19 protein-coding genes and 3 pseudogenes are annotated in these 25604 nt (G+C 64.3%); 10 read left to right on the top strand and 12 right to left on the bottom strand.

Annotation, left to right across the window (positions count from 1 at the left end):
- Positions 1 to 10 precede the first annotated feature (10 nt).
- On the top strand, positions 11 to 1591 hold the full coding sequence (locus SHTP_RS12740) for a phytoene desaturase family protein (RefSeq protein WP_096370787.1): 1581 nt from the start codon (positions 11 to 13) through the stop codon (positions 1589 to 1591).
- A 50-nt stretch (positions 1592 to 1641) separates the two neighbouring features.
- On the opposite strand, the gene SHTP_RS12735 is transcribed toward SHTP_RS12740, so the two are convergent.
- From SHTP_RS12735 to SHTP_RS12720, 4 genes are read right to left on the bottom strand one after another with little or no spacing between them, the layout of a single operon-like run.
- Entirely contained in the window at positions 1642 to 2646 is a 1005-nt protein-coding gene (locus tag SHTP_RS12735) for a zinc-binding dehydrogenase (protein ID WP_096370786.1), read from the bottom strand.
- A gap of 42 nt (positions 2647 to 2688) precedes the next feature.
- Positions 2689 to 3117, bottom strand: a complete 429-nt coding sequence (locus SHTP_RS12730) for an SRPBCC family protein (protein WP_011740819.1) — start codon at positions 3115 to 3117, stop codon at positions 2689 to 2691.
- Positions 3114 to 3440, bottom strand: coding sequence for an ArsR/SmtB family transcription factor (locus SHTP_RS12725; RefSeq protein ID WP_015355573.1), 327 nt, complete (start codon positions 3438 to 3440; stop codon positions 3114 to 3116). Before SHTP_RS12725 ends, SHTP_RS12730 begins: the two co-directional genes overlap by 4 nt.
- 58 nt (positions 3441 to 3498) lie before the next feature.
- Complete coding sequence (locus SHTP_RS12720) at positions 3499 to 4557, bottom strand: hypothetical protein (RefSeq protein ID WP_231991773.1); 1059 nt, start codon at positions 4555 to 4557, stop codon at positions 3499 to 3501.
- A gap of 115 nt (positions 4558 to 4672) precedes the next feature.
- On the opposite strand from SHTP_RS12720, the gene SHTP_RS12715 reads away from it, so the two are divergent.
- Positions 4673 to 5395 (top strand): MBL fold metallo-hydrolase, encoded by a 723-nt coding sequence (locus tag SHTP_RS12715; RefSeq protein WP_041299148.1) that lies wholly within the window; start codon positions 4673 to 4675, stop codon positions 5393 to 5395.
- 6 nt (positions 5396 to 5401) lie between these two features.
- On the opposite strand, the gene SHTP_RS12710 is transcribed toward SHTP_RS12715, so the two are convergent.
- Positions 5402 to 5770 (bottom strand): hypothetical protein, encoded by a 369-nt coding sequence (locus SHTP_RS12710; RefSeq protein ID WP_011740823.1) that lies wholly within the window; start codon positions 5768 to 5770, stop codon positions 5402 to 5404.
- Positions 5771 to 5904: 134 nt separating this feature from the next.
- Between SHTP_RS12710 and aceA the strand changes: the two genes are divergently transcribed.
- Positions 5905 to 8193 carry an isocitrate lyase ICL2 gene (gene aceA, locus SHTP_RS12705; protein WP_096370784.1) on the top strand — a complete coding sequence of 763 codons (2289 nt, stop codon included), beginning with the start codon at positions 5905 to 5907 and terminating at the stop codon, positions 8191 to 8193.
- Between the two features lie 95 nt (positions 8194 to 8288).
- Here aceA and SHTP_RS12700 read toward each other — a convergent pair.
- A pseudogene (locus SHTP_RS12700) lies at positions 8289 to 8921 on the bottom strand (PPE family protein); the annotation flags it as partial.
- Positions 8922 to 9087: 166 nt separating this feature from the next.
- On the opposite strand from SHTP_RS12700, the gene SHTP_RS12695 reads away from it, so the two are divergent.
- The 3 genes from SHTP_RS12695 (at position 9088) to SHTP_RS12685 (ending at position 12721) form a co-directional block, all read left to right on the top strand.
- A complete protein-coding gene (locus SHTP_RS12695; protein WP_420811867.1) occupies positions 9088 to 10290 on the top strand; it encodes an ISAs1-like element IS2404/ISMul1 family transposase in 1203 nt (400 codons plus the stop codon).
- Positions 10291 to 11002: 712 nt separating this feature from the next.
- The gene (locus tag SHTP_RS28170; protein WP_041299155.1) at positions 11003 to 11413 is read left to right on the top strand and encodes a hypothetical protein; all 411 of its coding nucleotides are present in this window, start codon (positions 11003 to 11005) and stop codon (positions 11411 to 11413) included.
- A 144-nt stretch (positions 11414 to 11557) separates the two neighbouring features.
- Positions 11558 to 12721 carry an LLM class flavin-dependent oxidoreductase gene (locus tag SHTP_RS12685; RefSeq protein WP_096370783.1) on the top strand — a complete coding sequence of 388 codons (1164 nt, stop codon included), beginning with the start codon at positions 11558 to 11560 and terminating at the stop codon, positions 12719 to 12721.
- A gap of 58 nt (positions 12722 to 12779) precedes the next feature.
- On the opposite strand, the gene SHTP_RS12680 is transcribed toward SHTP_RS12685, so the two are convergent.
- Complete coding sequence (locus SHTP_RS12680) at positions 12780 to 13247, bottom strand: SRPBCC family protein (RefSeq protein ID WP_096370782.1); 468 nt, start codon at positions 13245 to 13247, stop codon at positions 12780 to 12782.
- Positions 13248 to 13384: 137 nt separating this feature from the next.
- Here SHTP_RS12680 and SHTP_RS12675 point away from each other — a divergent pair, with 137 nt between their 5' ends.
- From SHTP_RS12675 to lipD, 3 genes and pseudogenes are all read left to right on the top strand, one after another.
- Positions 13385 to 14209: a lysophospholipid acyltransferase family protein gene (locus SHTP_RS12675; protein WP_231991430.1), complete on the top strand. Its 825-nt coding sequence runs from the start codon at positions 13385 to 13387 to the stop codon at positions 14207 to 14209.
- Between the two features lie 266 nt (positions 14210 to 14475).
- On the top strand, positions 14476 to 15669 hold the full coding sequence (locus SHTP_RS12670; RefSeq protein WP_096370780.1) for a serine hydrolase domain-containing protein: 1194 nt from the start codon (positions 14476 to 14478) through the stop codon (positions 15667 to 15669).
- Between the two features lie 121 nt (positions 15670 to 15790).
- Positions 15791 to 17074 (top strand): annotated as a pseudogene (gene lipD, locus SHTP_RS12665) (lipase LipD).
- Positions 17075 to 17094: 20 nt separating this feature from the next.
- Here lipD and SHTP_RS12660 read toward each other — a convergent pair.
- From SHTP_RS12660 to SHTP_RS12650, 3 genes are all read right to left on the bottom strand, one after another.
- On the bottom strand, positions 17095 to 17844 hold the full coding sequence (locus SHTP_RS12660; RefSeq protein ID WP_172900544.1) for a maleylpyruvate isomerase family mycothiol-dependent enzyme: 750 nt from the start codon (positions 17842 to 17844) through the stop codon (positions 17095 to 17097).
- Positions 17845 to 18059: 215 nt separating this feature from the next.
- Positions 18060 to 20678, bottom strand: coding sequence for a TetR family transcriptional regulator (locus SHTP_RS12655; protein ID WP_096370778.1), 2619 nt, complete (start codon positions 20676 to 20678; stop codon positions 18060 to 18062).
- A 606-nt stretch (positions 20679 to 21284) separates the two neighbouring features.
- On the bottom strand, positions 21285 to 21665 hold the full coding sequence (locus tag SHTP_RS12650) for a hypothetical protein (RefSeq protein WP_015355582.1): 381 nt from the start codon (positions 21663 to 21665) through the stop codon (positions 21285 to 21287).
- A 154-nt stretch (positions 21666 to 21819) separates the two neighbouring features.
- Here SHTP_RS12650 and SHTP_RS12645 point away from each other — a divergent pair, with 154 nt between their 5' ends.
- Complete coding sequence (locus tag SHTP_RS12645) at positions 21820 to 23694, top strand: fatty acyl-AMP ligase (RefSeq protein ID WP_096370777.1); 1875 nt, start codon at positions 21820 to 21822, stop codon at positions 23692 to 23694.
- A 3-nt stretch (positions 23695 to 23697) separates the two neighbouring features.
- On the opposite strand, the gene SHTP_RS12640 is transcribed toward SHTP_RS12645, so the two are convergent.
- The gene (locus SHTP_RS12640; protein ID WP_338101610.1) at positions 23698 to 25002 is read right to left on the bottom strand and encodes a GNAT family N-acetyltransferase; all 1305 of its coding nucleotides are present in this window, start codon (positions 25000 to 25002) and stop codon (positions 23698 to 23700) included.
- 123 nt (positions 25003 to 25125) lie between these two features.
- A pseudogene (locus SHTP_RS30130) lies at positions 25126 to 25560 on the bottom strand (GNAT family N-acetyltransferase); the annotation flags it as partial.
- Positions 25561 to 25604: the final 44 nt, after the last annotated feature.

The following is a 25604-nucleotide window of genomic DNA, read 5'->3' as shown; positions in this document are numbered from 1 at the left end:
GGAAATAGCCGTGACGGACTATGACGCGATCGTGGTGGGAGCTGGGCACAACGGGTTGACCGCCGCCGCGGTTCTGCAACGCGCGGGACTTCGCACCCTATGCATGGAAGCCAACACATACGCCGGAGGAATGGCCGCAACGGTTGAACTGATCGACGGCTTCCACTTCGAGATCGCAGGATCGATGCAATTTCCGACGGCCAGCCAAATCAGCAAAGAGCTTGGGCTGGACACCTTGCCCACCGTGGCACCCGAGGTGATGTCGACCAACATCGGCGAATCCGGCGAAGAGGCGATGATCTTCTATCGCGATCCGCTGCAACTGATCTCACACCTAGGCGAAAAGCACGGCTCGGCGGCTGTCACCGGCATGGCCGAGCTGATCGGCTGGAGTCAGGGGCCGGGCCGGGCACTCGGCCGCTTCGAGGTGCGCACGCCGCCCCGGACCCTCGACGAGATGTATGCCTGCGCCACCAACCAGGCCGAGCGCAGGGCTATTCACGAAATGCTATTCGGCTCCGCGATGGACGTGATTGACCGATTCCTGCCGCACAAGGAAAAACATGCGGTGATGCGCGGAATGTTGGCGTTTCTGGCCGTCAATTCCACCTACCGTGGACCATTTACTCCTGGCAGTGCCGCCTGCCTGGCGTTTGCCCTTGCAGTGCCCGACGACAGCACCGCGATGATGACCAAGCTCAGGGGCGGCATCGGTGCCCTGACCGATCATCTGCGGGAGCGTTTCGCATCGGCCGGCGGCGAGATCCGATTCCGCTCGAAAGTAGTGGAGATCGTCGTTGACCGTGGGGCGGTGTCTGGTGTGCGACTGCCCGACGGCTCGGTGATCGGCACGCCGGTCGTGGTGTCCAACCTGGCACCGGACGTGACCCTAGCCAAGCTCGTCGGGCCGGAACACGTCCCGGCAGATCTGCTGGCACGGTTGGCCGGGCGCGACCATCGGGCCTCCTTCGTACAGATCCACTTCGCCCTCGACGCGCTACCCGAATTCGCACCACCCTATGAGCTGTTGAATGAGCCGGGAATGCAGCAGTCGGTCGGCATCTTCGGAACGCCCGAGGAACAGCAACAGCAATGGGAAACCTGCCGGCGAGGCATCGTGCCGGAGAATCCCTCGATGGGGATGCAGATTCCCTCGGTCCACGACAGCGGCCTCGCACCGCCGGGCAAGCACGCCGCCAGCGCTTATGCGTACGCGTTTCCGGTGGAGGTCGACCGCGACCAACATGGTCATCTGAAACGCATTATGGCCCAACGCGTTATCGACAAGATCACCCGATTCGCCCCCAACTTCAAAGACATTGTGATCCGCTACATCACGTTCGCGCCGTATCACATGCAAACAATGTTCGGGGCCCCCTCGGGTGACTTCTGCCACGGGTTGTTGCATCCGGATCTGATGGGGCCTAACCGCCCCGGCCCCAGGGGATTTCTCGACTTTCCGATTCCCATCGACGGCCTCTACCTCGGCGGCGCTGGATGCCATGACGGCCCGGGCATCACCTTCATACCGGGCTACAACGCTGCCTATCAGGTGCTCGAGGATGTGGCCACACGGCAAACATCGGGATAGCGCAACAGCATTGGCGACTGGCTATACGTGTACCGATGCACGCCGAACGCTCATGGCACCAGCACAACCTTGCCGATGTTCTCCCGGGCCGCCAGAATGCGGTGCGCTTCAGGCGCTTCGGCGAACGGTATCGCCGCGTGAACGATCGGCGCAGCGGTACCTTGACCGAGCGCCTCACTCAGGGGCGCGATCCAAGGCTCGAGCGTGCCACGGTCGTCCCACAATCGCAGCATGTTGAGACCGATCACGGTTTTGGACTCCTCGAGCTGCTTCATCAGGTTGAAGCCGCGCAGCATCGATAGCGCATGTGGGGCCACCCGGCGCAGCGAGCGCTTCTCGCCCTCCTGCATGTTGGAAACCCCGTAGCCGACCAGCCTGCCTCCCGGCCGCAGCAGCTCATACGATCGGCGCAGGGAGGTGTCCCCGAGCGCGTCGAGCACGAGGTCATAGGAGTCCAGGCCCTTCCACCAGCCGTCCCGGCGGTAGTCGATGGCCCGATCGACTCCCAATTCGGCAAGCCGCTGATGCTTCCCAGGAGATGCGGTTCCGTGCACCTGAGCACCCGCCGCCTTGGCGAATTGAACAGCCGCGATGCCAACACCACCGGCCGCGGCGTGCACCAGCACACGCTCTCCGGCCCGCAACGACCCGTACCCGCGCAGAGCCGCCCACGCGGTTGCGTAGTTCACCGGGACCGCGGCCCCCTGTTCAAAGCTCAATCCTTCGGGGAGCACCACCGAGTCGGTCGCCGTGACGTTCACTATCTCGGAATAGCCGCCGAATCGTGTCCCAGCCAAAACTCTTTCGCCGATCCGGCTTTCGTCGACGCCGGCGCCCACCGCCTCGACAGTCCTGGCGACTTCGTAGCCAACCACCGCCGGAAGCTTCGGTGCATCCGGGTAGAGACCCACGCGGGCGAGGTGGTCAGCGAAGTTCACCCCCGCCGCGCGAACCGCGATCCGCAGCTGACCCGGGCCGGGCGGCGGCGGGTCGGGCCGCTGCTGCACCTGCAGGACCGACGGGTCACCATGTTTCGTGATTACGACAGCACGCATTGTTCCTCCATATCAGGACTCATCGAACCGCAGCTTGCGGAATTACTCGCCGATGGCTGCTTTCTCGGCCCCATCGGCAGTCGCCGTGACGGCCGCCGCCAGGCGGGGGAGAACCACATCGCGCCAGCCGGGCCCCATGCGCAGGAACGCATCGGCCATACGCTTATCGTTGCGATCAAAGCCACTGTGCTCCAAGAACACCCGGGTGCCTGCGCCTTCGGGCTCCAAGGTCCAGGCGAGCGTCCAGGCGGCGGTGAAGGTGTAGACGAAGCGGCGCGGCGGGTCCACCTCGAGCACTTTGCAGGGTTGCTTTCCAAAACCCGGCATGTCGAGTTCGAACTGGTGCCCAACCACCGCGGCCACCTCGCCCTCGGCCCACCAGCGCCGCAGCAGATCGGGTTCGGTCAGCAGCCGCCACACTTTCTCCGGGGGCGCAGCCACGAACTGGTCCACGCAAATCGTCGGGCTCACTGCTGCTCCTCGGCCGCTTCGGCAAGTGCGGACAACTTTTCTCGCCAGAGCTTCTCGAATGGATGCAGCCACTCACCCAGCTCGGCCAGCGGTTCGGCGGTCAGCCGGTAGATGCGACGGCGCCCCTGCGCCTCGTCACTGACCAGCCCGGCTTCGCGCAGCACCTTGAGGTGTTCTGCGATGGCAGGGCGACTCAGCTCGAACCGGTCGCTGAGTTCACCTGCCGATAGCGGCTGCCCGGTCAGAATCTCAAGTAGCTTGCGCCGCACCGGACTAGCCAGCGCGACGAAGATGCGGTCGCAAATGCGTTCCGGGGTACACACCCGACGAATATATGTCGGAGATTTCCGACATGTCAACTTTTTCCGACATAATGCTCGGCTAGTTCGCGTAGGGGTCCGCCTTATCCGCCACGATGACCTCGTCACCCGCCGCGGCGTCGGCCGGCAGCAACGGAGCAATGGCGTACCTGACTCGTAGTTCGTCGAGTTCGGCATCCACGACCGACCAGAAGTCCCAATTCGGCGCCAGCACATCGGTGGTCATCGAATCCCCGCGCTGCCAGCTGACCAAGAACTTGACCGGGTCCAGCGCTCCTCGGCGCGCGCCGATACCGTTGACCTCGTGGCCCACGTGCCACTCGAAGATCACCGGCAAGATATGCGCGCGCAGCGCATCGCGGCGGTGCATTGCACCGGTGAAGGTACTCACCAGCAGTTCACCCTGAATCGAGGTGCTGTCACCGGACAGCACATGTAGACCGTCATGAGGAACAGCAAACAATCCCGTGAACGCTTCCGTTTCACCGGGAAATCCGAAACCGTGCCGCCGGAAGTGAGCCCAAAACTGGTGCCCGAAAGTTCCTTTGGGCAATCCTTCCAAGGCCAGGAACCGAGCGGCCAGCCTCTTGTCCTCATCGGTCTGCGCCCGGTAGGGCATCATCACGGTGAGCGTGTCGTCTGGGCTTGCCCAGCCGGGGAAGGTCGACCTGTTGCGTCGCGTCATGTCCGCCATCGCCCAGGCGAGATGCCCACGAGCCACCTGGAGCACGTCTCGCACCCAGCCCGCCCGAACATGCATCGCGTGGGCGTACTCGACCACCTTGCGCAGCCGCCCAGGATCGATCCGGCCATCGGAGAGCGAGGCGCAGGCGATCAGCGCCGCGGCGTGTTCGGCCAGATCACGATCCGGCCCCACCGCGCGAGCCAGTTCCTGCGGCTCGATGCGCCCCAATCCACTCGGCTCTATCTCCACGGCGGGGCGAAACAACAACCGGCCCGCGGCGACGACGACTCCCTCGCCGCGGCCGGAGCGGGGATCGGCGGGATCGATGGTCTGCTGGGTGACACAATGCGCGGCCGCCAGGATCGCCCGGGCCTGCTCGGCACTCGCGTCCTCGAACACTTTTCCGTCATAACACAGCCGTACTCCGCCGCGCATCGCCCGTAGTAAGTTGGCGCCCGGCGCTGCAATCGTCGACTCCCAGCCAGACCGACCGGCAAGACGCATGCCGCAATCGGCCCGCGCACGCCCGCGACGGCCTACGTTGCTAGCTGTGAACTACGACTGGGAACAGCTGCCCGGCAGCGTCTATCGCTGTCGGCTGCCGTTCTGCGACGTCACAGTCGGTTTGGTGATCGGCCGCGACGACGCACTGCTCGTCGACTCCGGTTCAACGCTGCGCGAAGCGGCCGCAATTCAGGCCGACATCCGGCAACTCACCGACCGCCGTGTGGCACACATCGCGTTGACACACAAGCATTTCGACCACGTGCTGGGCTCCTCGGCTTTTGTCGGCGCCGAAATATGCTGCGCGCCCGAAGTCGCCGAATACCTCTCCTCGGCTGGCCACCAGCTGCGCGAGGACGCGCTGCACCACGGCGCCGATGCTGGGGAGATCGATACCGCAATCGCAGCCTTGCGACCGCCTCGGCACCCGATCTTGGACGCCGACCTCCACCTCGGCGACCGCCGCGTGCGGATCACCCATCTCGGCCGTGGCCACACCAGCGCAGACCTGGTGGTCGTGGCGACCGCGCCGGCTGCTCAGACCGGACCGGTCGTCGTCTTCACCGGTGACCTTGTCGAGGAGTCCGCCGACCCCGCCATCGACGCCGATTCTGACGTCGCGGCATGGCCCGCAACACTCGAGCGTCTACTGGCGATCGGCGGACCCGACGCCATTTACGTCCCCGGTCACGGCAGCGTCGTTGACGCCGACTTCATCCGCGGGCAGCGAGATTGGCTGAAGCAGCGGGCGCACCCCGGCCTGCGCTGAGCGCAGCTAGGGAGTAGCGCATGCGGCAATGAGCGCATCCGGATCGGTGACACTGATCCACAAGGAGCGCACCCGCACCGACATGAACACCGCCTTGGCTTGCGCCGGCGGCTCGATCGTCAGCGCCACCAGGCCCTTTCCGGACCCGTTGACCAACCACCGGCCGCCAGAATAGTGGACCCCCGCCGCGAACACCCTGGCATTGGTGAGCGCGGCACTCTTGATCGACGTTACGGGAATGTCGGCGGCGAACGCCCAACCCATCCGCACGTGCAGGTTGCCTGCCTCGACCCGAACCGCGCAGTTTTTGGGTCCCAGGCCCAGCGGCACCGAAAGGGGCAGGAACCACCGTTCGAACCGCAATTGCGTTTTCACAGAAAAACGATACCGGCGCCGCCCGCCCGGCTGCGAGCGATTTCAGAGACTCGCTTAGCCGATGATTTTGTCGCGTGCTACGGGGATGCACTCGGTCCGTTGAGGTAACCGGGCGCACAAAGGAGCGCAAGCCCATGGCTATCGCCGAAACGGACACTGAGGTCCGCACACCGTTCGAGCAAGAAGTCGCCGACACACAGCGATACTTCGACAGTTCCCGTTTTGCCGGGATTGTTCGCCTCTATACGGCGCGACAAGTCGTAGAGCAGCGCGGCACGATTCCGAACGACTACACCGTCGCACGAACCGCCGCGGGCGCCTTCTACCAGCGCCTACGCGAGCTCTACGCCGAGAAGAAGAGCGTAACCACCTTCGGCCCGTACTCGCCGGGCCAGGCCGTGAGCATGAAGCGCATGGGCATCGAGGCGATCTACCTAGGCGGATGGGCGACCTCGGCCAAGGGTTCCACGACCGAGGATCCCGGACCCGACCTGGCCAGCTACCCGCTGAGTCAGGTGCCCGACGATGCGGCGGTACTGGTACGCGCCCTGCTTACCGCCGACCGTAATCAGGAGTACCTGCGCCTGCAGATGACCGACCACCAGCGCGCCACCACCACGGCCTACGATTTTCGGCCCTTCATCATCGCCGACGCCGACACCGGCCACGGCGGTGATCCACACGTGCGCAACCTCATCCGCCGCTTCGTCGAGGTTGGAGTGCCTGGCTACCACATCGAGGACCAGCGCCCGGGCACCAAGAAGTGCGGCCACCAAGGCAGCAAGGTTCTGGTGCCGTCCGACGAACAGATCAAGCGTCTCAACGCCGCTCGTTTCCAGCTCGACGTGATGCGAGTCCCGGGCATCATCGTCGCGCGCACCGATGCCGAAGCAGCCAATCTGATCGACTGCCGCGCCGACGAACGGGACCAGCCTTTCCTGCTGGGCGCCACCAAACTCGATATCCCCTCCTACAAGTCCTGCTTCCTGGCCATGCTCCGGCGCTTCTACGAACTGGGCGTCAAGGAACTCAACGGTCACCTGCTCTACGCTCTCGCCGATGCCGAGTACGCCGCCGCCAACGGCTGGCTCGAGCGTTACGGCATCATGGGCCTGATCTCCGACGCCGTTAACTCCTGGCGCGAAGACGGGATGCAGACCATCGACGACCTTTTCGACCAAGTCGAATCCCGGTTCGTGGCCGCGTGGGAGGACGACGCCGGCCTGATGACCTATGCAGAGGCCGTGGCCGAGGTGCTCGCGTTCGGTCAAAGCGAAGGCGATCCGGTGCCGATGAGCCCCGAAGAATGGCGGGCTTTCGCCGCGCGCGCATCGCTTTATGCGGCTCGGCAAAAGGCGAAGGAAATGGGCGTCGACCCCGGCTGGGACTGCGAGTTGGCAAAAACGCCAGAAGGCTACTACCAAATCCGGGGCGGCATACCGTATGCAATCGCCAAGTCGCTTGCGGCGGCACCATTTGCCGACATCCTCTGGATGGAGACCAAGACGGCCGACCTCGCCGACGCGCGGCAGTTCGCCGAGGCGATCCATGCCGAGTTCCCGGACCAGATGTTGGCCTACAACCTCTCGCCGTCGTTCAACTGGGATACCACCGGCATGACCGACGAGGAGATGAAGCGCTTCCCCGAAGAGCTGGGCAAGATGGGCTTCGTCTTCAACTTCATCACCTACGGTGGGCATCAGATCGATGGTGTTGCCTCCGAAGAATTCGCAACGGCGTTGCGACAGGACGGCATGCTGGCGCTGGCTCGGCTGCAGCGCAAGATGCGCCTCGTCGAGTCCCCTTATCGCACACCACAGACCCTGGTCGCCGGCCCGCGCAGCGATGCTGCGCTGCAAGCCTCGTCCGGACGCACGGCGACTACCAAGGCGATGGGCAAGGGCTCCACACAGCACCAACATCTCGTGCAGACCGAGGTGCCCAAGAAGCTGCTGGAGGAGTGGCTGGCGCTGTGGAGCGATCACTACCAGCTGGGCGAAAAGCTGCGCGTTCAGCTGCGGCCTCGCCGCGCCGGCTCCGACGTGCTGGAACTGGGAATCTACGGCAACGACGACGAACAGTTGGCCAACGTCGTGTTCGATCCCATCAAGGACCGCCACGGCCGCAGCATTCTCACCGTGCGTGACCAGAACACGTTCGCTCACAAGCTTCGCCAGAAGCGGCTGATGACCTTGATCCACCTCTGGCTGGTCCACCGGTTCAAGGCTGACGCGGTCTACTACGTCACGCCTACCGAAGACAACCAGTATCAGAGCTCAAAGATGAAGTCGCATGGGATCTTCAGCGAGGTCAACCAGGACGTGGGCGAGATCATTGTCGCGGAGGTCAACCGCCCGCGCATCGAGGAGTTGCTGACGGCGGACCGGGTGGCGCTGCGACAGTTGATCACCAAGGGCGACTAGGCGTACATCTGCCGCTCGGGAGTTCACCCAGCGAGGTTCCAGTCAGCCGGATGGCGCGATGGATTGACCGTGCCATCCGGCAGGAGCTACGACGGCTACGGGGTGACGCTCTGGAAGAACAAGCCCGACAGGCTGCTGCCGACATTGGCGAAGCCCGACACCAGACTGGTCATCGCTAACGGCAACGTGCCGGTGTTGGCGAAGCCCGAAACACCGGTGCCCAGGTTGGAGAAGCCCGAGAACACGCTGCCGTAGTTTTGGTAGCCCGAGCCACCAATCAGTCCGGTGGCGTTTGTGTTGAACCAGCCCGACAGCCCTGATCCGTTGTTGCCAAACCCAGAACTGCCGCCCGCTCCGGCATTGAAGAAGCCCGATGACGGCGCAGTGCTCGAGTTGAGGAAACCTGAACCGGCGGGGATCGAAACTTGCGCCAACGTACCGGCCGGCACGTGAATGCTCGGGATGGTGAGCGCAGGCGTGGTGAAAGACGCCAGGCCTATCGGCGGGATGGTGAGTTCCCCTGTTGTCGTGGGCGGAATGTTGATCTGCGGGAGGGTGAACCCACCAACCGCAATCGGATCGATGGTGAACGGCTCAGTCGTAATCTGCGGAGTACTGATCTGCGGAAGCGTGAAGCCATCAAGCGCAATCGGATCGATGCTCAACGGGGGAGTCGTGAACTCGGGAGTGGTAATCGCCGGCAATGTGAAATCGGCGAGGTGAATGGGCGGAACGTTGATACCCGGGATGGCAGGGCTCCGGCGTTGTTGATTAGCAGGCTTGTGAGCTGGGTTGATGATCTTTGGTGCCGCGCTATTGGGGCCGGAGTGTAGGCACGGGCTATCTGGAGAACGATCGAGTTGGTTACTGTTCGTCGTTGGTCTGGAGTTGCCCGTGCCTACCGTTTCAGTATTGCCTGTGTCGTCGGTTCCAGAGGTGTTCGACCGCTGGAGTCCTGGTGAGCGCAGCGAGCTCATCGGATCGGAGTTTCTCGATGTGTTGGCCTCGGTGCCAGACCCGAGGGACCCACGCGGTCGGAGGTATTCGCTGATGGCTTTGTTGGCGATCGCGGTTCTGGCCACTGCCGCGGGGATGCGCGGCTATGCTGGTTTTGCCACATGGGCGGCCACCGCTCCCGATGATGTGTTGGCCCAATTAGGGGTCCGGTTCCGGCGGCCCAGTGAGAAGACCTTCCGCGCTGTTTTGTCTCGGCTAGACCCCGCCGACCTCAACGCCAGGATGGGCAGTTACTTCACTGCACACGTGGCCAGCAGCGACCCCAGTGGATTGGTGCCGATCGCGTTGGACGGCAAGATGCTGCGTGGTGCTTTACGCGCCAAAGCGACAGCCACGCATCTCGTGTCGGTGTTCGCCCACCGTGCCCGATTGGTGCTCGGTCAACTCGCTGTCGCCGAGAAAAGCAATGAAATTCCCTGCGTACGTGCCCTGCTCACGCTGCTGCCGGGTAGCTTGCGGTGGCTGGTCACCGTGGATGCGATGCATACCCAGGTCGTCACCGCGAAGTTGATCTGCGCCACCTTGAAGTCGCACTACCTGATGATCGTCAAGTCCAACCAAGCCAAAATACTTGCGCGTATCACCGCGCTGCCCTGGGCCGAGGTGCCCGCAGCCGCTACCGACGACTCCCGCGGCCACGGCCGTGTCGAGACCCGCACCCTGCAAATCATCACCGCTGCACGAGGAATCGGCTTCCCCTACGCAAAACAAATCATCCGGATCACTCGTGAACGCTTGATCACCGCCACCGACCAGCGCAGCGTGGAGGTGGTCTATGCCATCTGCAGCCTGCCGTTCGAGCACGCCCGCCCTACCGCGATCATGACCTGGATGCGTCAACACTGGGGAATCGAGAACAGCCTGCACTGGATACGCGACGTCACCTTCGACGAAGACCGTCAAAGGGCACATACCGGAAACGGCGCACAGGTCCTAGCAACGCTACGCAACACCGCGATCAATCTGCACCGCCTCAACGGCGCCGACAACATCGCCGAAGCCTGCCGGATCACCGCTTTGACCGCCAACCGCCGCCTAGACCTCCTCAATCCACAATTCCCCAGCTCACAAGCCTGCTAATCAACAACGCCGGAGCCCTGACCTCGTAGCGGACAAACTACGCGCATAACCGGTAGAGACTTTGACATATTTATCATAACGAGATCATGCTGTTATCTGCTCGTGATTCCATATCCGGGCTATTGCCAAATTTCTTTACACGGGCCGTTCAGGACATATCCAGCGGTCTCGATGTCAAGCCCGAATCAGGCGTTGACCTCCCGAAGTGGGGGGAGGTGCAAGGGAATTCGGTAGCGGATCCAAGCCCCTTTCGCGCGGAACTTCCTCGCCGAGTATGCGTTAAATTCAGCTGCCGCAAACCGGCAATTTGCGCCATCAACGCCCGGAAAATCTCAACAATGCAGAACAATGCAGCTAGGCTCGTCCGGCGACAGCGCAACTAACGGCGAATCACCCCATGGTCGCCATGGCAGCAAACCGCGGACCCGGTCCACAGACGTGATTGCAGGCGTCTCGGTGCTCAGACCCAGTGCGGCCACAGCCCCCAGCGACGCCGCGCAGACTTCTACGATGGCGCCGATAACGGGCAACTGGGGCGGCGGGAGGCGGTATGACGGAAGCTGGCTTGGTGCCAACGGGCATGCGACGACCGCAGCGACCGTCAGGATGCTTCGTTTCCATCCACAGCCGATCGGGTATGGGAACGAATGGTTGCAGCAAGGCCCGACCAAACAAGGCCCGACCAACAGTGGCGACGAGAGCGGAGAGTGACATGAGATCCCAAGCCAGGACGACATTCGCAGTTTTTGGCGGCGGCGCCATGCTTGTTCTGGCGGTGGCCTGCGGTGGCGGCGAAAACAAGGCGCCAAGTAGCACAACGCCGACCACGACACCCACAACAACAGTCCCATCCAGCCCATCCAGCTCACCTACGACAGAGTCGTCACCGGCGCCGGGCGGTCCGTCCGGCACTGGAGGCCCAGAGGGCGGGGGCGGCGGCGTGCCCGGCGGTCCCACCGGCAGCGGCGGTCCGGGTGGGGGAGGCGGCAGCATCCCGGGTGGGCCCACCGGCGGCGGTGGACCAGGCGGTGGCGGCGGCACCATTCCCGGCGTGGGTGGGGGCGGCGGCGGGCCGGGCGGCGGCGGCGGCTGCATCGGCAACATCTGCGGCAGCTACCCGTGATCGCGAGACGTCACTGAGACTTTCTTGAACTTTGCGGCGACGTTCGCCCCGGCCATGGTGGCCCAGGCGCGTTAGTTGATGCGTTCCGGCGACGGTCGGTCCGCGTTATGGTTCGGTCAAGGCCGATCGCAAGGGAGCCTCGACATGGCCAAGCTCAGGTTCGGATATTTCATCGCCCCGTTCCACCGTGCCGGCACCAATCCAACGCTGGCCCTGCAACGCGATCTGGAGTTCGTCGAACATCTGGATGCCCTCGGGTTTGATGAGGCCTGGATCGGGGAACATCACTCGGCCGGCAGCGAGATCATCAGTTCACCGGAGGTCTTCATCGCCGCCGCCGCCGAACGGACCAAGCGGATCCGCCTTGGCACGGGGGTCATATCGCTGGCCTATCACAACCCGCTCTGGGTCGCTGACCGGCTGATGCTGCTCGATCATCTCACTCACGGTCGGGTGATCGGAGGCATGGGACCAGGTTCACTGCCCACCGATTCAGCGATGATCGGGCTTACCCCCACCGACACCCGCGAGCTGCTGGAAACCAACCTCGACATCGTCGTCCGGCTGTTGGCTGGGCAAACCGTCACCGCCAAGACCGCAACACATCAACTGTTCGACGCGAGATTACAGCTTGCGCCCTTCTCGGAAGGGGGGATCCCACTGGCGGTCGCCGCCGTCGCGTCGCCGACCGGTGCGCGGCTGGCCGGCAGGCATGGCATCGGCCTGCTGTCGATCGGAGCGACGCTGACGATCGAGGGCTTCGATGCGCTGGCCTATCACTGGGGCATCGTCGAAGAGCGCGCCGCGGCGTTCGGCACCCACGCCGACCGCAAGAACTGGACCCTGGTCGGGCCGTTTCACATCGCCGAGACCGATGCGCAAGCCCGTGCCGACGTGAAATTCGGCATCGAGCCTTGGTTCCGATATTTCCAAAAAGTTGCCGCGTTCCCCCAGATGACCATGCCTGGAGAACAACTTGACGAGATGATCGACATCATCAACGAGAACGGCGCCGGTGTGATCGGTACCCCGGAGCGGGCGCGGGCACAGGTCCAGCGACTGTGGGATCAATCTGGCGGATTCGGCTGCATGCTGCAGATGGGCCACGAATGGGCAAATCCCGCGGCGACCAGACGTTCCGCCGAGCTGTTCGCCGCCGAAGCGATGCCGCACTTTCAGGGACAAGCCCAGCCCACCCTCGACGCTGCCGTGCGTGCCGGCGAAGTGCGGGAAGGTCTGGCCCAGACGCAGCTGCAGGCCATCGACCACATGACCAAGAAATATCAGCAAGAACTCGACGGCAAGTAGCCGCTGGGGCCGAAAGCCGTTGCAGCTGAAGCTCAGCACTCACCGATTAGGGCAAGCGCTAGCCGGTGCTGGAGGCCTCCCGCTCGGCCGCCTTGACGAGTCGACCTGCAAAGAACTTGACCGCGTTGCCCAACGCCGCACGCATCACCGGCCCCGTTCCGCGAACTCCCTCGGAAAAAGAGCCGCTCCAGCGGATGTCGGTGCCGCCGGATGCGTTCGGGGTGAAGACCACTTCGCCGTGATAGTCCTTGGCCGGAGTCGAAGACCCAACCATCTTGTAAACGTGGCGGCGGTCCTGCTCGTACTCGACGGTCTCCTCCTGCACGAGCATGGGCCACATGCCTACCTTGCGAATCGCCCCGACACCGCCCGGTGCCGGGTCACCTTGCGGCGCCCAGCTCGACTGCATGACGATTGGCTTGGCCCAGTTAGCCCAGTTGGCGCCGTCCGTCGCGAGCCGGAACAGCGTCGCGGCAGGCGCGCTACTGGTCTTGGTGACTTCGAAGGAGAACTTGCGACCCGACATACCCACTCCCGATCTCACGAATGCCTGCAACGGTGCTGCCGCGTACCCTACCGGCACGCCCGACGCTGATCCGTCCGGCCCAACGCCGACCAGGCAAAATGGCCCCCTTGCCCAAATCTCGAGGGCATACTCAGCTTGTGTCGAACGTCGAAGCCCCCGCTGTTCCGCCCCCGCCGTCACAAGCCGACGTCGACGCGGCGTTGCGGATCATCAAGCCGCTGCGAAAACTGATCAAGCCCAAGGTATATGGCATCGAGAATGTGCCAACCGAGCATGCGTTGCTCGTCGGCAACCACAACACACTCGGCATGGTCGATGCCCCGTTGCTGGTCGCGGAGCTGTGGGAGCGGGGCCGGCTGGTCCGCTCCCTCGGAGATCACGCACACTTCAGAATTCCGGGGTGGCGCGAGGCCCTGATGCGGATGGGCGTCGTCGAAGGAACCAGAGAGATCACCTCGGAGCTGATGCAGCGCGGCGAGCTGATCATGGTGTTCCCCGGTGGCGGCCGGGAGGTCAACAAGCGCAAGAACGAGCGCTACAAGTTGGTGTGGAAGAACCGACTGGCGTTCGCACGCTTAGCGATCCAACACGCATATCCCATCGTGCCGTTCGCTTCGGTCGGGGCTAAGCACGGCATCGACATCGTGCTCGATACAGATTCACCGCTGATGGCACCGACCCAGTTCCTGGCCGACAAGCTGCTCGGCATGCGCGAAGGGCCGCCTCTGGTCCGCGGCGTCGGGCTGACTCCGGTGCCCCGGCCCGAGCGGCAGTACTACTGGTTCGGCGAGCCGATCGACACCACGGAGTTCGCCGGCCGGGAAGCCGACGATAGCGCCGCGCGCAAGGTGCGCGAGCGTGCGGCGGCTGCGATCGAGGAGGGTATCGAGCTGATGCTCGCCGAACGCGAACGCGATCCGACTCGCTCGGTGGTCCGCCGATTGTTGCGGTCGGACGCCTGATAAATACGCGAGTCGCACCCGAAAATTCGGCGCTGTGATTGGACCCGCGAGCCGGCCGCTGGCCGCCTGGCCGTCCGTCGATGACGCTGGCTGAGTCGTGGCGCCGCCGACCTCCACTCGCTAGCGCATTCAATCGCTGGCGCAGCCGGGGGAGAGATTCCTGGTTGTGCGACTCGCTTATCCGATGGACCGTCCGATCCGACGAGGTTTACGGGCAGCACGCGGGCGTGTGCGAGTCTTTATGTGGTGAAGGGGATTCGACAACGGTGATCGCGCGTGATGAGGCTGAGGCTCAGGCGTCGTCTGCACCCGACCAGGTGGGCTTGGTTCGGTGGAATCCGGTTTCCTCGACGCATCGGCGCGGATGGCGAAGCAAGTGGGTACCACTTCTGGTGATTGCGGTGATGCTCGGCGCCTGCGGCGGCCCGCCCCCTGCCGTCACCCCGCCGCCTACTACGGACAATTCCGATCTCAAGACCCGCAGCCAGCGGGTGCTCGACGGCGCCGTCAATCCCGATGAACCGGGCTGCTCGGCCGCAGTAGGCGTTGAGGGCGTTGTCATGTGGACCGGTGTCCTCGGGATTGCGGACCTGGCTACCAACAAGAAGGTCACCAAGGACACCGTGTTCGACATCGGCTCGGTTTCCAAGCAGTTCACCGCCACCGCGGTGCTGCTCCTGGTCAACGAGGGCAGGCTGACGCTCGATGACCCGTTGGCCCACTATGTTCCCGACCTTCCGGACTGGTCGTCCGCCGTCACCGTCGCGCAACTGATGCACCACACCAGCGGCATCCCCGACTACACCGGCTTGCTCGAGGCTCAGGGGTACCAAATGAGTGACCGGACAACCCAAGTTCAAGCCTTGGCCGCGATACAAGGGGCACCTGAGCTGGAATTCAAGCCCGGTACCCGCTTCGAGTACTCGAACTCCAACTATCTGCTGCTCGCCGAGATCGTGCGGCTGGTCTCCGGCAAATCGCTACCTGACTTCCTGAGCATCGAGATATTCCGCCCGCTGGATCTGGCCATGGTCGTGGATCCGATCTCGGCAGATCCCGATGAGGCGGTCTCCTACGGCGAGGGCGACACCGGCAACCCACCGCAGTTCCCGGTGCTCCACTCAGGTTGGGAGCAGGTCGGCGATGGCGCTATCCAGACCACGCCCAGCCAACTCGTGCTCTGGGCCGACAACTACCGAACCGGCAAAGTGGGCGGCCAGAAGCTGCTTGACGAGCAACTCGCCGGTTCCGTGGAAACCGAACCCGGCGGCGGCGACCGGTATGGCGCCGGCATCTTCTCCCGTGCCAACGGCACCCTCGACCACGACGGCAGCTGGGCCGGATTTGTCACTGAATTCCGGATCAGCAGCGACCGGCGTACTTCGGTGGCCGTCAGCTGCAACACGGAAGGACAAGATCCCGAAAGCCTGGCCGATGCAATCGGACGCCTGTGGATGTAGCCGCAGGCACCCCAGGTTGACGGCCGCTCGAGCACCGGATTCGGGTGTCAAACCCGGCCAACGACGACCAAAACGTCATTCTGATGTAACAGAGCCAGAGCGGGCTGCAATCATTCACGGTATGGCGCAACCTTCTGTCCTCACCACCGATGATGGCCTACCGTCCGGCGTAGCGGGTGCCTGCGACTCCCGGTTCTCCGGGGTCGTGCGTGCCTTCGCGGGGTTGTACCCGGGACGCAAGTTCGGCGGCGGGGCGCTATCGGTTTACATCGAGGGCCGTCAAGTGGTCGACGTCTGGACGGGCTGGGCCGATCGCAACGGCGAAGTCCCTTGGACTGCTGACACCGGAGCAATGGTGTTCTCGGCCACCAAGGGCCTGGCCGCCACCGTGATTCACCGCCTGGTGGATCGCGGGCTGCTGGATTACGACGCCCCCGTGGCCGACTACTGACCGGAGTTCGGTGTCAAGGGCAAGTCGGCAATCACCGTCAGCGACCTGCTGCGGCATCGATCCGGGCTATCGCACCTCAAAGGTGTCGGTAAGAAGGAAATACTGGATCACCTCCGGATGGAGGAGAAGCTGGCGGCGGCACCGCTGGATCGCACGCACGGCAAGATGGAGTACCACGCAGTGACCTACGGTTGGCTGCTGTCCGGTCTGGCCCGCGCGGTGACCGGCAAAGGTATGCGTGACCTGTTCCGTGAAGAACTCGCCCGCCCGCTCGACACGGATGGTCTCCATCTAGGCCGCCCGCCGGGCGATGCGCCGACCACCGCGGCACAGACGCTGCTACCACAATCCAAGATCCCCACGCCACTACTGGACTTCATCGCGCCAAAAGTCGCCGGACTGTCCTTTTCTGGTCTACTTGGCGCCGTCTACTTCCCGGGAATTCTGTCGATGTTGCAGGACGACATGCCATTTCTGGACGGCGAGATCCCAGCGGTCAACGGCGTGGTGACGGCGCGCGCCCTGGCCAAGACGTATGCGGCGCTGGCCAATGACGGTGTCATCGACGGCATGCGACTGTTGTCGTCGGACGCGGTAAGCGGACTGACCGGCAAGGCCGAGCTGTGGCCAGATCTCAATCTTGGTCTTCCCTTTACCTACCACCAGAGCTACCAATCCTCTCCCGTCCCAGGACTGCTGGGGGGATACGGCCACATCGGTCTGGGCGGAACCATCGGATGGGCAGACCCCGAGAGCGGCAGCGCCTTCGGCTACGTACACAACCGGCTGCTGACCTTGCTGCTCTTTGACATCGGTTCGTTCGCCGGGCTGGCTCCGCTGTTGAGCAGTGCTGTCTCGACCGCCCGGCGGGAGGGTCCGCTAGAGGTACCGCACTTCGGTGCTTCCTACCGCGAGACTGGTCAGCAACCGCTGGCGGCCGGAGAAACCAGCTGAAACCAGCCGGTCGGTGTGGCTCAGAAGGTCGCCCGGGCCAAGAATCGTCTCAGTGCCTCGGCCGAGCCGTCGACATCAACCCGATCTGGGCGACGACGCCCCCACAGCAGCAGAACCAGATCCGACGCGGTGACACTGACCGTGGCATCGGCCACGGTCTCGATCGGCATGGCATGGCAATGCCCATCCCCGACTCGGACCGTCCATTGGGTATCGGTATCGCAGGCGCGTAACGAGATTGTCTGAAACGGCCCGGCCAAATCCTTCGACATCGCCGGCAACACATCATCGATGAACTCTGACACGCCATCGGCGGCTAAGTTTGATTCGATCGGTTCCTCGGGCGCTACCGCAGTTACGGCGTCCCAACAGTGCACCGCGGTTTCGTGCGCAACTCGGCGCCGGATAAATCCCACGTCTTGTCGACGTCCCCAAGTCCATGCCGGTACGGCGGGATCGATACCTGCGAACGTGTCACTGGTCTCGGCCACACCGTCGCGAAACCAGTCCACCAGGTTCGGCGGCCGCGCAGGCTCCTGGTAGGTCTCCGGTCCAGTAATGGCTCCGACAGCCACCTGCCGCCAAAACGTGTGCACGACACCGACATGCCAGATCAGGTCTGCGATGGTCCATCCGGCGCAGCTCGGCACCGGACGATCCAGGCCCGCCTCCGACACGGCGACAATCCGATCGCCGTCGCGCCGCAGCGCGGCCAGGTAGTCGACCCCCATGCCTGACGATGGTACCGCCAGCCCTCGCCACGGCAGCACCGGGAAGCCCGCTCCCAGAATCAGGCCGCAGCCGCTAGCTCCGTGTTGGGGATGGACATATCCGATCACGGTCTACTGACATGACAAACAGTGCATCGCGCTCTTGCGCGGGTCGATTGGCCGCGGTCACTGGGGTTGGCACCGGTCCCCGGCGAACTTGCTAGGCGATGGCTGATTCGTGTTGCTGTGCACCCGGCCAGTTACACCGCCCGGCCTCACCCGCCATACCCTCGATCGGGCAGCACCTCCATACCCAGAACGAGGGCGGCGGCCTCGTCCAGGGATAGGCGTCTGCCCTCGTTGGCGGCGGTGCGATAGTCGGCTTCGGAAAGTTGCTTGCGGACTTGGCGTTCGCATTGTTCGTGGAATGGCCCCACGTGTGCCGAGACGGCGCCGCCGGCGCCGGCAGCGCGGCTCACGGCGGCTGCGGCGGCCATCAAAACCGCGGCGCGCCGCGGATCGTTTCTGGCCGCGGCAATCCAGGAACCCGTCTCCAGAAATGTCGCGCAGGTGAAGGTGTCGTTGATCGTCCGCGACAGTTGCAGGCCTTCCCGGTTAGCGTGCTCAGCCAGGTCCAGTTGCCCCAGCGCCAGGCGACTAGCCGCCAGGCCCGCCAAGAGGTAGGTCCGCAAGACGATGTCCTGGCCGTGGGCTTTGGACAGGGCGAGGCCCTGCTCGGCGTGGGCCACCGCGGTGTGGGCGTCATTGGCGGCGGCCGACGTCCATATCATCACTATGAGGGCATAGATTTGCACCCGGAATTCGTCGGCGCTGGCCAGCGACTGCTCGGCCAAGCTCCGCGCCAGGTCTAGCTCGCCGCGCAGCAGGGCGAGCGCTCCTTCGTTGGCGTTGAAGTAGGCGAGGGAGTTGTGGTCGGTCACGGTGGTGAGCAGTTCACGAGCTTCTGCCTGTCGAGCGGCCATGGTGGGCATATCGACCTGCAAAAAGGCTAGTTCGGCCGCTGCGACGATCGCCTGCAGTCGCGCCGCGTTGGGTTCGGCGGGGGCGGCGTCGAGGGCCTTTTCGATCCATCGGCGCCCTTGCTGGAGCATCCCGATAGCGGTCCAGGGATCGCGTAGGTTGGTGGCCATTTCCACGGCATCGGCAGGTGCAACGGTCAGCGCAACCTGCAGCGCTTCTTGCAGGTTGGGCATCTCCCGTCGCAGGCGGTGAAGCCAGTCGAGTTGATGTTCGCCAAACCATTCCTCGCAGGCTTTCTCGGCGAGCTGGCGGTACCAATCAAGGTGGCTGCGGTGCAGCTCGGCTTGCTCTTGCACGCTGAGCTTGGCGTATCCAAATTCACGCAGCGTTGCCAGCTGCCGAAAACGCAGCACGTCTTGGGCCGCGGTGCGGATGAGGATCGATTTGTCCTCGAGGGCACACAACGCCTCGAGTAGCTCATCGTCGGACATCTCTGGCGCGCAAATCCGTTGAACGGCGTTTGGCTCAAAGCCACCGGCGAACACCGACAACCGTGCCCACAGTTGTTGCTCGGCCGGGGTACAACGCTCATAACTCCAACTGATGCACCAGTTCAACGTGCGCTGGCGAGCCGGCGCCCCGCGCTTGCCATGGGTCAAGAGCCCCGCCCGGTCCGAAACCCGCGCGGCGATCCGTTCGACGGCCATCGTCCGCAACAACGGAGCGGCCAGTTCGATGGCCAATGGCAGCCCGTCAAGCTGAGCACAGATGTGCGCGACGGCCGCAGCATTGCGCTCGGTGAGCTTGAAACTGCGCTGGCTGGCACGGGCATGTTTGACAAACAACGCCACGGCATCGCAGCGGGCCAAATCCTGCAGACCAGGCAGGTGACTGGTATCGGGAACCGACAGCGGAGGAACCGGCAGCACCACTTCGGTATCGATGTCAAAGAACTCTCGGCTGGTCGCCAGAATCTTCAGCCTCGGGCAGCGTGCCAGCAGTGTCTGGATGAACGGGACCGCCGCGTCAATGATGTGTTCACAGTTGTCGAGCACCAGCAGTGCCTCACGGTCAGCCAGAGTTTCGACCATCACCTCCAACAGCGGCCTGGCGGTCTGATCGCGAATGCCCAGCGCCGCGGCCGCCGCCGCAACCAACAGCTCACCATTGCTCAGGTCGCCCAGCTCGATCAACCACACGCCATCGCGAAATTCCCCGACACATTCGTGGGCGGCCCACACCGACAAGGTCGACTTACCGATTCCACCGATCCCGGTCAACGTCACCAATCGCGAATTCAAGATCAACTCTTTGAGTTCGGCAAGTTCGGCCTCACGACCGACAAACCCAACAAGCGGTGGCGGCAGATTCCCCTGTGCCGGCGCTCTGACTCCGTCAAGCAACAAAGCGGTAATCATGTGGGTGAATTCGCGACGAGCGACCCGCCCAAGCTGGACAGACCACCCTGCGCCAGAGACGAGGCTGAAAAACGCTTCGGTCAGCCAGTCTGCGGTCACGTCGGTGCGGAACTCTCCGGCGCGTTGGCCGCGCAGAAAAATCTCCTCGATCTCGGAGTTGATTTCACGCCACTCGGCAACCGACTTCCGGGTCTCAAAGCTTTGACCTTGCACGTAGCGCAGCGTCAGGTAGCCCGCCACCGACTCGCAAGCCGCAACCAGTATCCGCAACGCATCAGTAGGTGAATATTCCTGGCAGTGAGAGGTTTTCAGCGCATCACGCATCTGCTCGATGGCCGCGTGATCCAGCTCCTCGAGCAATGCGGTACGTCCGTCGAAGTGGCGGTACAGCGTTGAGTGGCTGACCCCCGCGGCAGCGCCGATCTCATCCAGGGTGGCGTTGGGCCGCGTGCTGAGAAAGTCAGCTGCGGCGCGCAGCAGACGCTCGGTTTCCATTCAGACTCTCACTTGGTCTCTACTTCGTCTATGGCATTCGGTGCTACTGGTCATACAGAGCACCCTTCCGTGCCTGCTCACCGGTTGCCACCCGGCCTGGACCACGCGCGGGAGTGAAACCGTGTATCCGCCTGGTAAGGCGGGTGCTTTTTGAAGACCTCAGTCTAGATTCCAGGCTTGCCTCTCGCGGCGAGTCTGGGTGACTTCGCCGCACCGCGCGCGTGCACAGCCATCTACACAGGTCCAACACGCACCGTCTGAATCCGCTCCCACCAGCTAAACTGGGCCAGACCATGTCGGTGCCAGCTCTGCCATCTCCAATTGCTGCTCAGCCCAGCCGGGCCCGCAGGCGCAACTGGCCGCGCGTGCTACTTGCCGCACCAGCGCTGATGGCGGCAACCGCATGGCTCCCACCCACCCCCGACGTCACGGCCGGTCCAACCGCGACCAACTCCGCCAAGGTCGACACACAAACCAACCCCACTGAGCCACAACACAGTTGGACTTCCCAGGCCGCGCAAGAAGAACGAGGATGCAGCAGCGGGCGCGGCGTATGGTGGCGCTGCGGGCGAGATTGAGCCCCGCACCAACCACCATCGCCCGACGCTAGAACTCAACAATCAGTACCCACACCAGGGCGGCTGCCACCAACAACAGCGCCGTCAGAATCGCCGCGCGCACAATCGCGGACTGCCGGTGGAACCAGTCACGCAGCTGGGCGAACCGCCAATCGGTCCAGGCATACGCGCGCGCGGCCCAATCGGACTCGATCGCCAGGACACGGAACGCGACCAGGACCGCGGGAATGCCCAGCTCCGGCAGCAGCACCATGAGAGGTACGGATGCGATCAGCAGCGCCGCACCGAAGACGGCGAGCAGTACGCGAAGCACCATCGGCTTGGCCCGCGCTCGGTCTCGGTAGGCGAGCACGCGCGCGAATGCCGCATCGCGAGTCGTGGCCGCGGGGTTGCAGTCTCCTGAGTCCACGGATACCCCTGCCTCGAGCCGGTCGACGGGCCCGCTAGGCACGGACTTTAGTGGACCGATAGGCCAGCCAAGGGGTGATCGGTGCGTCGCCGGGGTGGCCGAGGCCACAAGGTGCTTGCGGTGCCAGACCTGCGCGGTTGCTTAGACTGCGGTTATGAATGACGGTTCCCGGCAGGACTCCGCAGCTCCAAAAGGCCTGCTAGAGATCGAGGACTGCCTGGATGCCGGCGGCAACATCGAGCTGCCGCCGGGCACCACGCTGATCTCTCTCATTGAACGCAACATTGCCAATGTCGGCGACTCGGTGGCGTATCGCTACCTGGACCACAATCGGACGGCGCAGGGGCACGCCCTGGAGGTCACCTGGTCAGAATTTGGCGTCCGGTTGCAGGCCATCGGTGCCCATGTGCAGAAGTTCGCCGGCGACGGTGATCGGGTTGCGATTCTCGCGCCACAGGGCATTGACTACGTCGCCGGGTTCTATGCGGCGATCAAGGCGGGCACGATCGCGGTACCGCTGTTCGCACCCGAACTCCCCGGCCACGCTGAACGTCTCGATACCGCGCTGCGCGACTCGGAACCGACGGTCGTGCTCACCACCGGCGCGGCAAAGCCTGCCATCGAGGAGTTTCTGGCGAACCTTTCCCACCTACGCAGGCCGCACATCATCACCATCGATGATGTGCCGGATTCGGCGGGGGAGTCTTTCGTTCCGGTCGAGCTCGACATCGATGCCGTTTCGCACCTGCAGTACACGTCCGGATCGACACGTCCACCGGTCGGTGTGGAGATCACCCACCGTGCCGTGGGCACCAACCTGGTGCAGATGATCCTGTCCATCGATCTGCTGAACCGCAACACGCATGGCGTCAGCTGGTTGCCGCTGTACCACGACATGGGTTTGTCCATGATTGGCTTTCCCGCGGTGTACGGCGGGCACTCCACGCTCATGTCGCCAACCGTGTTTGTCCGCAGACCGCAACGATGGATCCATGCCTTGTCGGCTGGATCGCGCACCGGACGCGTGGTCACCGCGGCGCCAAACTTCGCCTACGAATGGGCGGCCCAGCGTGGTCTACTCACACCCGGCGACGACGTCGATCTGAGCAATGTCGTACTGATCATCGGTTCGGAGCCGGTCAGCATCGATGCCGTCACGACGTTCAACAAGGCGTTCGCGCCCTACGGGCTACCGCGCACAGCGTTCAAACCCTCCTACGGGATCGCAGAGGCGACGCTGCTGGTGGCAACCATCGACCATGCCGCTGAGCCCACGGTCGTCTACCTCGACCGCGAACAGCTGGGCGCCGGTCACGCCGTACGCGTGGCCGCCGAGGCACCCAACGCGGTGCTTCAGGTGTCCTGCGGCCGCGTCGCCCGCAGCTTGTGGGCCGTGATCGTCGATCCCGATACCGGCACCGAATTGCGTGACGGCGAAGTCGGCGAAATCTGGCTGCAAGGCAACAACGTCGGTCGCGGTTACTGGGGACGGCCCGAAGACACTGAGCGGGTGTTTGGCGCCAAGCTGCATTCGCAGCTCGACGAAGCTAGCCACGCCGCCGGCGCCGCGGTCGACGGCGCCTGGCTAAGAACCGGTGACCTGGGCGTCTACCTCGACGGCGAACTGTATGTCACCGGCCGAATCGCCGATCTGATCGTCATCGATGGACACAACCACTATCCCCAGGACATCGAGGCCACCGTTGCCGAGGCCTCACCCATGGTCCGGCGGGGATATGTGACAGCGTTCGCGGCACCCGCCAACGAATTGCCTACGGCCCAAGATTCGGATAGCCACAACACCAGCCCACAGCTGGTCGTCATCGCCGAACGGGCGGCCGGAACCAGCCGCGACGATCCACAGCCCGCGATCCAAGCCATCCGCGCCGCGGTGGCAAACCGCCATGGATTGGCGGTGGCCGAAGTGCGTTTCCTTCCCGCCGGCGCCATTCCGCGCACGACCAGCGGCAAGTTGGCTCGGCGGGCATGCCGCGGCCAATACGTCGGCGGGGTATTGGGAGTGCACTAGCACTCACCACGAGCCAAGCGATCCGCTGCGCCGCTGATCGGCGAGGATTTCGCTGATGACATGGCGGGCACTGCCGGCCAGCTGAGGGTTGGTGGTCTGGTAGTAGGGAAGGGCAACGAGGGCGATCGACAAAGCCCGACCGCAACCGCGTGCCCAGGTTTCCGCGTCTACCCGCAGCATGGTGCGGAACTGCTCGCGCGCCGGCGCGGACAGCAGATTCCACGCGGGGATGAGGTCGACACTGGGGTCGCCCACGCCCATCAAGCCGAAATCGATCACCCCCGCCAACCGGCCGTCGACGGTCAGGATGTTGAACGGGGACAGGTCGCCGTGGAACCACGTCGGCGGCCCCGCGTACCCGGGGATGCGCAGCGCTCGTTCCCACGCGACGGTAACGGCATGGACGTCGAGGCGTCCGTCCAGCATCGCCAACGCGCCGCGGACCTGCTCATCCTGCTCGGCCAAGGGCTTTCCCCGCGCCGCGTCCGGCCCGCCTGCGGGGTCGATGCGGCGCAGGGCGCCGATGAAGTCGGCCAGATCCCGAGCAAGTCCGATGGGATCGACAAGCTGGCCGACCTTCGGATTCTCACCGGTGACCCAACGGCAGATCGACCACGGCCAAGCGAACCCCTGCGCCGCGGCACCCAGCCCCACTGGGACCGGGCTGGCAACGGGCAGCTGCGGGGCGATTCGACCGAGCCAGCGCTGCTCGGTTCGCAGGCTCGCCACCGCCCAGTGGATCCGCGGAAGCCGAACCGCCATGTCGGTTCCGAGCCGGTACATGGCGTTGTCTGTGCCGGCCGAGTCGATCGGTGTCAGCGGCAGGTCCGCCCAGTGCGGGAATTGGGTGGACACCAGCCGCCGGACCAGCGATGCGTCGATGTCCACCTCGTCGGCGTGCATCTTGGCGGCGGGAGCTCTCAGCCGCTTCTCGAACCTGATACTGCCGTCGGGTAGATCCCCGGCCGCGCTCCAGCCCAGTTTGCGGTAAAAGCCGGCGGCACGACTCGAGCCGTCGGTAGTCAGCCAGATCGCCGCGTGCCGTTCAAACAGCGTTGCTTCCACGCGCCGCATCAACGCGCTTCCCACACCGCGACCCTGAAACTGCGGTCGAACAAAGCAGGCGAACACGCTGCCGGCGGTCGCATCGGCCATCGTGAAACCCGCGGTGACCCCGTCGACATCTGCGACCCACAGGCACGGCGAGGCGCGCATGGCCTCTCGCACCGATTCTTTGGTGATGCCGAGTTCGGCGAGTTGCTCGAGCGACAGATGGTTCTCGGTGACACTGGTGCGGATCTCGAACACCGCGTCGATATCGGCCTCGCCGGCGATCCTGACCCAAACCCCCCTGCTGAGGGTGCGCTCGTAGCGGTCGAAGACGTTTCCGTCCGGCTCGCGGATCCGGCTGGTGCGGCCAAAGCCAGCCCGCAGCGCGACCCGCGCCGAAGCCGAGTTCTCCGGCTCCACCTTGACCACCGCAACGGTGGCATCCAGCTGTGCCGCATAGCGGCACACCAGGTCGACCGCGCGGGTGGCCAGGCCGCGCCCGCGCCAGGCCGGGTAGAGGCCGTAGGCGACGTTGACCTCGCCGAAGGCCAGTCCCTCACCGGCAAATCGCAGGTCGACCGTCCCCGCCGGAACCTGCTGCGGCCCCACTCGGATCGCGAAGGCCCGCAGTGGTCCGCCGGTAGCCCATTGGTCACGGCAGTGTTCGAAGTACGCCGCCGCGCTGTGCGGGGTCACCACCCCGCCGCTGAGCCAGCGCGCTGTCAGCTCGTCTTGGCCGGCGACGTGCGCACTCACCTCATCGGGACGAAACGGCGAGAGCGTGACCGTGCCATCCGATAGCGGTGGGTCGACCATCCAGCGATTGTTGCCACCGACGTGTGCCGGGGCAACCGAATATT

Origin of the sequence: Mycobacterium ulcerans subsp. shinshuense, from assembly GCF_002355775.1 — a bacterium.
In the GTDB taxonomy this organism is placed as follows: Bacteria; Actinomycetota; Actinomycetes; order Mycobacteriales; family Mycobacteriaceae; genus Mycobacterium; species Mycobacterium marinum.
Note: the sequence above shows the minus strand (reverse complement) of the source record. Positions and strands in the feature narration are given on the sequence as shown.